The organism is Pseudomonas sp. MD195_PC81_125, assembly GCF_014060985.1.
Taxonomy (GTDB): Bacteria; Pseudomonadota; Gammaproteobacteria; order Pseudomonadales; family Pseudomonadaceae; genus Aquipseudomonas; species Aquipseudomonas parakoreensis.
This window is the reverse complement of record NZ_JABULD010000059.1, coordinates 1-5,474: the sequence shown is the minus strand read 5'-3', so window position 1 is coordinate 5,474 and position 5,474 is coordinate 1. Positions and strand designations below refer to the sequence as shown.

Sequence of the window (5,474 nt, the reverse complement as noted above, 5' to 3'; positions counted from 1 at the left end):
CGGCAGCTCCTACATCGATCGCATGTAGGAGCTGCCGCAGGCTGCGATCTTTTGATTTTGAAACAATCAGCCTTTGAACACTTCTTCCAGCAAATCATGCATCGACTTGAACGCACGCTTGGCGGTCTTCGCGTCGTACATCATCTTGCCTGGCACATTGGCGTGCGGATCGGTGAATGAGTGCACCGCACCGCCGTAACTCAGCAACTGCCAATCGACCTTCGCCGCGTTCATTTCATCTTCGAACGCCGGCAATTGCTCTTTCGGCACCAACGGGTCGGAAGCACCGTGCAGCACCAGCACCGAGCCCTTGATGTTCTTGGCATCCGCCGGATTCGGCGAGTCCAGCGTGCCGTGGAACGACACCGCTGCCTTCACCGGCGCACCGGTCCGCGCCAGATCCAACGCACAGCAACCACCGAAGCAGAACCCGAACACCCCCAGTTTTGAGGTATCAACCGCCGCCTCAGCCTGCTTCTGCAGTTGTTCGAACGCCGCCTGCATGCGCTTGCGCAGCAGTGCGCGGTCGTTCTTCAGCGGCATCATCGCCGCGCCGGCCTCGTCAGCATTCTGCGGACGTACTGTTTGCCCGTACACGTCAGCAATCAACACCACGTAACCCTTGGCCGCGACCGACTTGGCGATCTCCTCGGCACCGGCGCTGACGCCCATCCAGTTCGGCGCCATCAACAGACCCGGGCGCGCGCCCTTGTGCTCCGCGTCGAACGCCAGACGACCTTCATAGGGCTGACCATCCAACTGATAGACCACGGAACGAACAGTAACTTGGCTCATTTCTGACTCCTGATTAGTTAAACACCAGAATGAAAAAACCCGCCGAAGCGGGTTTTTCTACATCGTGATTAGGCTGACAGCTCAACCAGCAGCTTGTTCAGACGGGTCACATAAGCGGCCGGGTCTTTCAAGCTTTCGCCAGCCGCCAGAGCGGCCTGATCGAAGAGGATGTGCGACAGGTCGCCAAAACGCGCTTCGTTCTGCTCGCCATCGAGTTTCTCGATCAGCGGGTGGCTCGGGTTGAATTCGAAGATCGGCTTCGACTCCGGCACTTTCTGTCCGCTGGCTTCGAGGATCTGGCGCATTTGCAGGCCCAGGTCCTGTTCGCCGATGGCCAGAATGGCTGGCGAGTCGGTCAGACGATGAGAGACGCGAACCTCAGCAACGGAATCGCCCAGCGCGGTTTTCAGGCGCTCGACCAGACCTTCTTTGGACTTGGCGACTTCCTCTGCGGCTTTCTTGTCCTCTTCCGAGTCCAGGTTGCCCAGATCGAGGTCACCGCGTGCCACGTCGACAAAGGTCTTGCCATCGAATTCGCTGAGGTAGCTCATCAGCCACTCGTCGATACGGTCGGTCAGCAGCAGCACTTCGATGCCTTTCTTGCGGAAGACTTCCAGGTGCGGGCTGTTCTTGACTTGCGCGTAGGTTTCACCGGTGAGGTAGTAGATCTTGTCCTGACCTTCCTTGGCGCGCGCCAGGTAGTCAGCCAGACCGACGATCTGCTCGCCGTCACCTTCGGTGGTCGATGCGAAGCGCAGCAGACCGGCAATTTTTTCCTTGTTGGCGAAATCTTCTGCCGGGCCTTCTTTCATGACCTGACCGAAGTTTTTCCAGAAGCCCTTGTATTGCTCAGGCTCGTTCTTCGCCAGTTTTTCCAGCATGTCCAGCACGCGCTTGGTCAGCGCCGACTTCATCGAATCGATGATCGGGTCTTTCTGCAGGATTTCCCGCGACACGTTCAGCGACAGATCGTTGGAATCGACCACGCCTTTGATGAAGCGCAGGTACAGGGGCAGGAACGACTCGGCCTGATCCATCACGAACACGCGCTGCACGTAGAGCTTCAGCTTCTGGCGCTTCCCGCTGGTACAGGTCGAACGGCGCGCGGGCCGGCACGTACAGCAACGAGCTGTACTCGAGCTTGCCTTCGACTTTGTTGTGGCTCCAGGCCAGCGGGTTTTCAAAGTCGTGGGCGATGTGTTTGTAGAACTCCTGGTATTCCTCGTCCTTCACTTCAGTGCGCGGACGGGTCCACAGGGCGCTGGCGCGGTTGACGGTTTCCCATTCAACGGCTGGTTTCTCTTCGCCCTCGGCAGCAGCCACTTCTTTCGGCAGCTCGATCGGCAGCGCGATGTGGTCGGAGTATTTCTTGATGATGTTGCGCAGACGCCAGCCATCGGCGAACTCGTCTTCACCGGACTTCAGGTGCAGGACGATGCGGGTACCGCGCTCTGGTTTGTCGATGGTGGCGACTTCGAACTCGCCCTCGCCTTTCGACGACCAGTGCACGCCTTCGCTGGCAGGAGTGCCGGCGCGACGGCTGTACACATCGACTTTGTCGGCAACGATGAAGGCGGAGTAGAAGCCCACACCAAACTGGCCGATCAGGTGCGAATCTTTCTTCTGATCGCCCGAGAGATTCTTCATGAAATCGGCGGTACCGGATTTGGCGATGGTCCCCAGGTGGGTGATCACATCGTCACGGTTCATGCCGATACCGTTGTCTTCGAGGGTGACGGTCTTGGCGTCCTTGTCGAAGCTCACACGGATTTTCAGTTCAGCGCCACCTTCGAGCAATTCCGGCTTGGCCAGAGCTTCGAAGCGCAGCTTGTCGACAGCGTCAGAGGCGTTCGAGATCAATTCGCGAAGGAAGATTTCCTTGTTGGAATACAGCGAATGGATCATGAGGTGCAGCAGTTGCTTTACCTCGGTCTGGAAGCCCAGGGTTTCCTTTTGAGTTTCCACACTCATGGTCATCAAACTCCAATCAGATGGCAGTGGCCGCGACCCGGAGGGTCGGCGGCGGGTTGTTCACTGAGTTGGGGGCAGCGTTCAGGATTTCAAGGGCTCATCGATTTTGAAGTGTGCACGGGCGGTGGCGATCGGTTCGCTATCGGTACTTTGCCAGGCCGTGATGGCGACGTTGGCCACACGCCGGCCCTGGCGGCAGACCTGGCATTTGGCCCAGGTGTCGCGAAACTGCCCGGCGCGCAGGTAATCCAGGGAAAAATCGATGATCTTCGGCACCCCGGGCGCTCCGGTGAAGATCAGCAAATGCAACGCGGCTGCCAGCTCCATGAATCCGGCAATCACCCCGCCATGGATCGCAGGCAATAAAGGGTTACCAATGTTGTCCTTGTTCGCCGGCAGCTTGAACAGCAGGTCATCACCGACTCGCGAGCATTCGACGCCGATCAGCCCGGCGTAGGGAATCATCTGCAGCAAAGGCGCGTAATCGCCCTGGGCGTGAGCCAGCAGCAGTTGTTGCTTCCAGTCATCGCTCATCGAAGTTCTCCTTTGATCCTGCCGCCAAATCCCTGGGTGCCTTTCAGCCCCTTGCCCATGCGCATGAACGTGCCAACCACATGGGCTATGGGTTGCTGCGGGTCGTCCTGATAGGCAAAACCGCGGGCGAAGATCACATCGGTGGTGACCCGATAACACTCGGCGAAACCGTAGACGTCCTTGTTCGGCTCTGCGGCGTGCATGTAGTCGATGCGCAGGTCCAGGGTCGGGCAGACTTCGAATTCCGGCAAAACGCACAACGTGGACATGCCGCATGCGGTGTCCATCAGCGAAGTAATCGCACCGCCGTGGATGACCCCGGTTTGCGGATTGCCAACGATTTGCGCGCTGTACGGCAGCTTCACTGTCAGCCCTTCGCTGCTGGCGCTGTGCACCGTCAAACCGAGCACCTGACAATGGCGCAGGGCGGAGAGAAAGCGTGTCGCGCGCTCAAAAACGGGGTTTTCAGCCATTTGATAATTACTCTCGTTAGAGCCTTTTGCCAGTAGTAAGCAATACGGCAAAAGTTCCACTGAAAAACAAACTTATATATCTGAACAAAATGAGGAACTTAACCTTTGGCGCTGCGCTCTTAAGGCCAGTAGTTATTTTCCATAAGGAGAAACACCCCATGCGTAAGACTTTAGCTATTGCCTTGATGTTGACCGCTTCCCTCGGTCTCGCTGCCTGCGATAAAAAATCCGAGGACAAAGCTCAAGATGCCAACCAACATGCTGAGCAAGCTCAGCAAGACATGAACAAAGCTCAGGATAAAGTGAACGACGCAGCAAAAGAAAACGCCGAAGCTGCCAAAGCTCAGGCTGAATCGAATCAAGCTGCTCAGGAAGAAGCTGCCAAGAAGCAATAATTGCGACTTGATGCAGAAAAAGAAAACCCGCCAAGTGCGGGTTTTCTTTTGCCTGTGATTTTTGGTCAGTCTTGGCTTAGAGGCTTTCTTAGAGCAATACGGTTCTAAAAGTCGGACTAATCATCAGCAACAAACTGCAGAGCAGGCCGACCAGCCACACCAGGCTGCGCAGGGATGGTTTATCCGCCAGGTACAACCACACGTAAAGAACCCGCGCGATCACAAAAATGATTGCCAGAGCATCAATCAACCAGCCTTGGGTTTGCGTGGTGTGCGCCATCAGCACACCCACGGCGAACAGGATGAACGCTTCGATGCAGTTCTGATGCGCCGCCAGCGCCCGCGCGCCGTAACCAGTGAGTTGCGCCTGTTGTTGGCGCGGCAGGTGGTTGTTGTAACCGCCCTGCTCTTTCATGGCTTTACCCACCGGCATACGCGCGATGTAGATCAACAATGCACTGATAAACACACACCAGAACGGAATACTCATCAAACAGCCTCTTTATTGGTTTCGGGCAATGGCGCCTCTGTAGGGGTATAGACCATCACATCGAGCACGTCGGAATGAAACTCGCGGCGGTACAACACTAGAACCACACCGGCACTCATCAACATGAACAACCATGGGCTGACAAACCACGCCAGCATGCTCATGCCGAAGTAGTAGGAACGCAGACCGAAGTTGAACTGGTTGGCCGCCATCGAAATCACCCGTGCCGCCCGCAGTGCGAACGCCTTGCGCTCCTGCTCGGACACCTGGCGTTCGCCGATCATTGGCGCTGAGCCGACCAGTACCGCGGCAAAGTTGTACTGACGCATGCACCAGCTGAACGTGAAGAACGCATAGACGAACACCAGCGCCAGGCACAGCAACTTGATCTCCGACATGCCCTGCGATGCCTGTTGCACCATCGGGATATCCGCCAGCAACGACACGGCGCGTTCGGATGCACCGAGCACGGTCAGAATACCGGCAAGAATAATCAGCGTGCTGGAGGCGAAGAACGAGGCGTTGCGTTCCAGATTGCCAATCACGCTGGCGTCGGCGATGCGGTTGTCACGCAGGAGCATGCGGCGCATCCAGTCTTCGCGGTACAGGTGCAACACACTGGCCAGGCACGCGGTATCGCGGGCCTTCCACGACGCATAACGGGTGTAACCGCCCCAGCAGATGACAAACCAGAGCGCGGCCAGCAGATGGATCAGGTTGGCTTGGATGAACGACATGCAATTCCCTGTGGAGTATGGATGCTACCTGTGGGAGCGAGCCTGCTCGCGAAAGCGGCGTATCACACAACATTGATGG

Annotated in this window: 6 protein-coding genes and 1 pseudogene; 1 reads left to right on the top strand and 6 read right to left on the bottom strand. The window is 57.1% G+C overall.

The genetic code is table 11. The features are described from left to right. Positions 1-66 precede the first annotated feature (66 nt). From HT737_RS03030 to HT737_RS03015, 4 genes and pseudogenes are all read right to left on the bottom strand, one after another. Positions 67-795 carry a dienelactone hydrolase family protein gene (locus HT737_RS03030; protein ID WP_182401384.1) on the bottom strand — a complete coding sequence of 243 codons (729 nt, stop codon included), beginning with the start codon at positions 793-795 and terminating at the stop codon, positions 67-69. Between the two features lie 68 nt (positions 796-863). After that, a pseudogene (gene htpG / locus HT737_RS03025) lies at positions 864-2,766 on the bottom strand (molecular chaperone HtpG). Positions 2,767-2,847: 81 nt separating this feature from the next. Beyond that, entirely contained in the window at positions 2,848-3,300 is a 453-nt protein-coding gene (locus HT737_RS03020; RefSeq protein WP_131670010.1) for a PaaI family thioesterase, read from the bottom strand. Then, a complete protein-coding gene (locus HT737_RS03015) occupies positions 3,297-3,773 on the bottom strand; it encodes a PaaI family thioesterase (RefSeq protein ID WP_047292851.1) in 477 nt (158 codons plus the stop codon). Before HT737_RS03015 ends, HT737_RS03020 begins: the two co-directional genes overlap by 4 nt. 158 nt (positions 3,774-3,931) lie before the next feature. Between HT737_RS03015 and HT737_RS03010 the strand changes: the two genes are divergently transcribed. After that, positions 3,932-4,168, top strand: coding sequence for a hypothetical protein (locus HT737_RS03010; RefSeq protein ID WP_007962865.1), 237 nt, complete (start codon positions 3,932-3,934; stop codon positions 4,166-4,168). Between the two features lie 88 nt (positions 4,169-4,256). Here HT737_RS03010 and HT737_RS03005 read toward each other — a convergent pair whose 3' ends face one another. Then, a complete protein-coding gene (locus HT737_RS03005; RefSeq protein WP_182401382.1) occupies positions 4,257-4,658 on the bottom strand; it encodes an MAPEG family protein in 402 nt (133 codons plus the stop codon). Further along, positions 4,658-5,395, bottom strand: a complete 738-nt coding sequence (locus tag HT737_RS03000; RefSeq protein WP_047292847.1) for a DUF599 domain-containing protein — start codon at positions 5,393-5,395, stop codon at positions 4,658-4,660. The genes HT737_RS03005 and HT737_RS03000 overlap by 1 nt, the downstream gene beginning before the upstream one ends. Between the last annotated feature and the right edge of the window lie 79 nt (positions 5,396-5,474).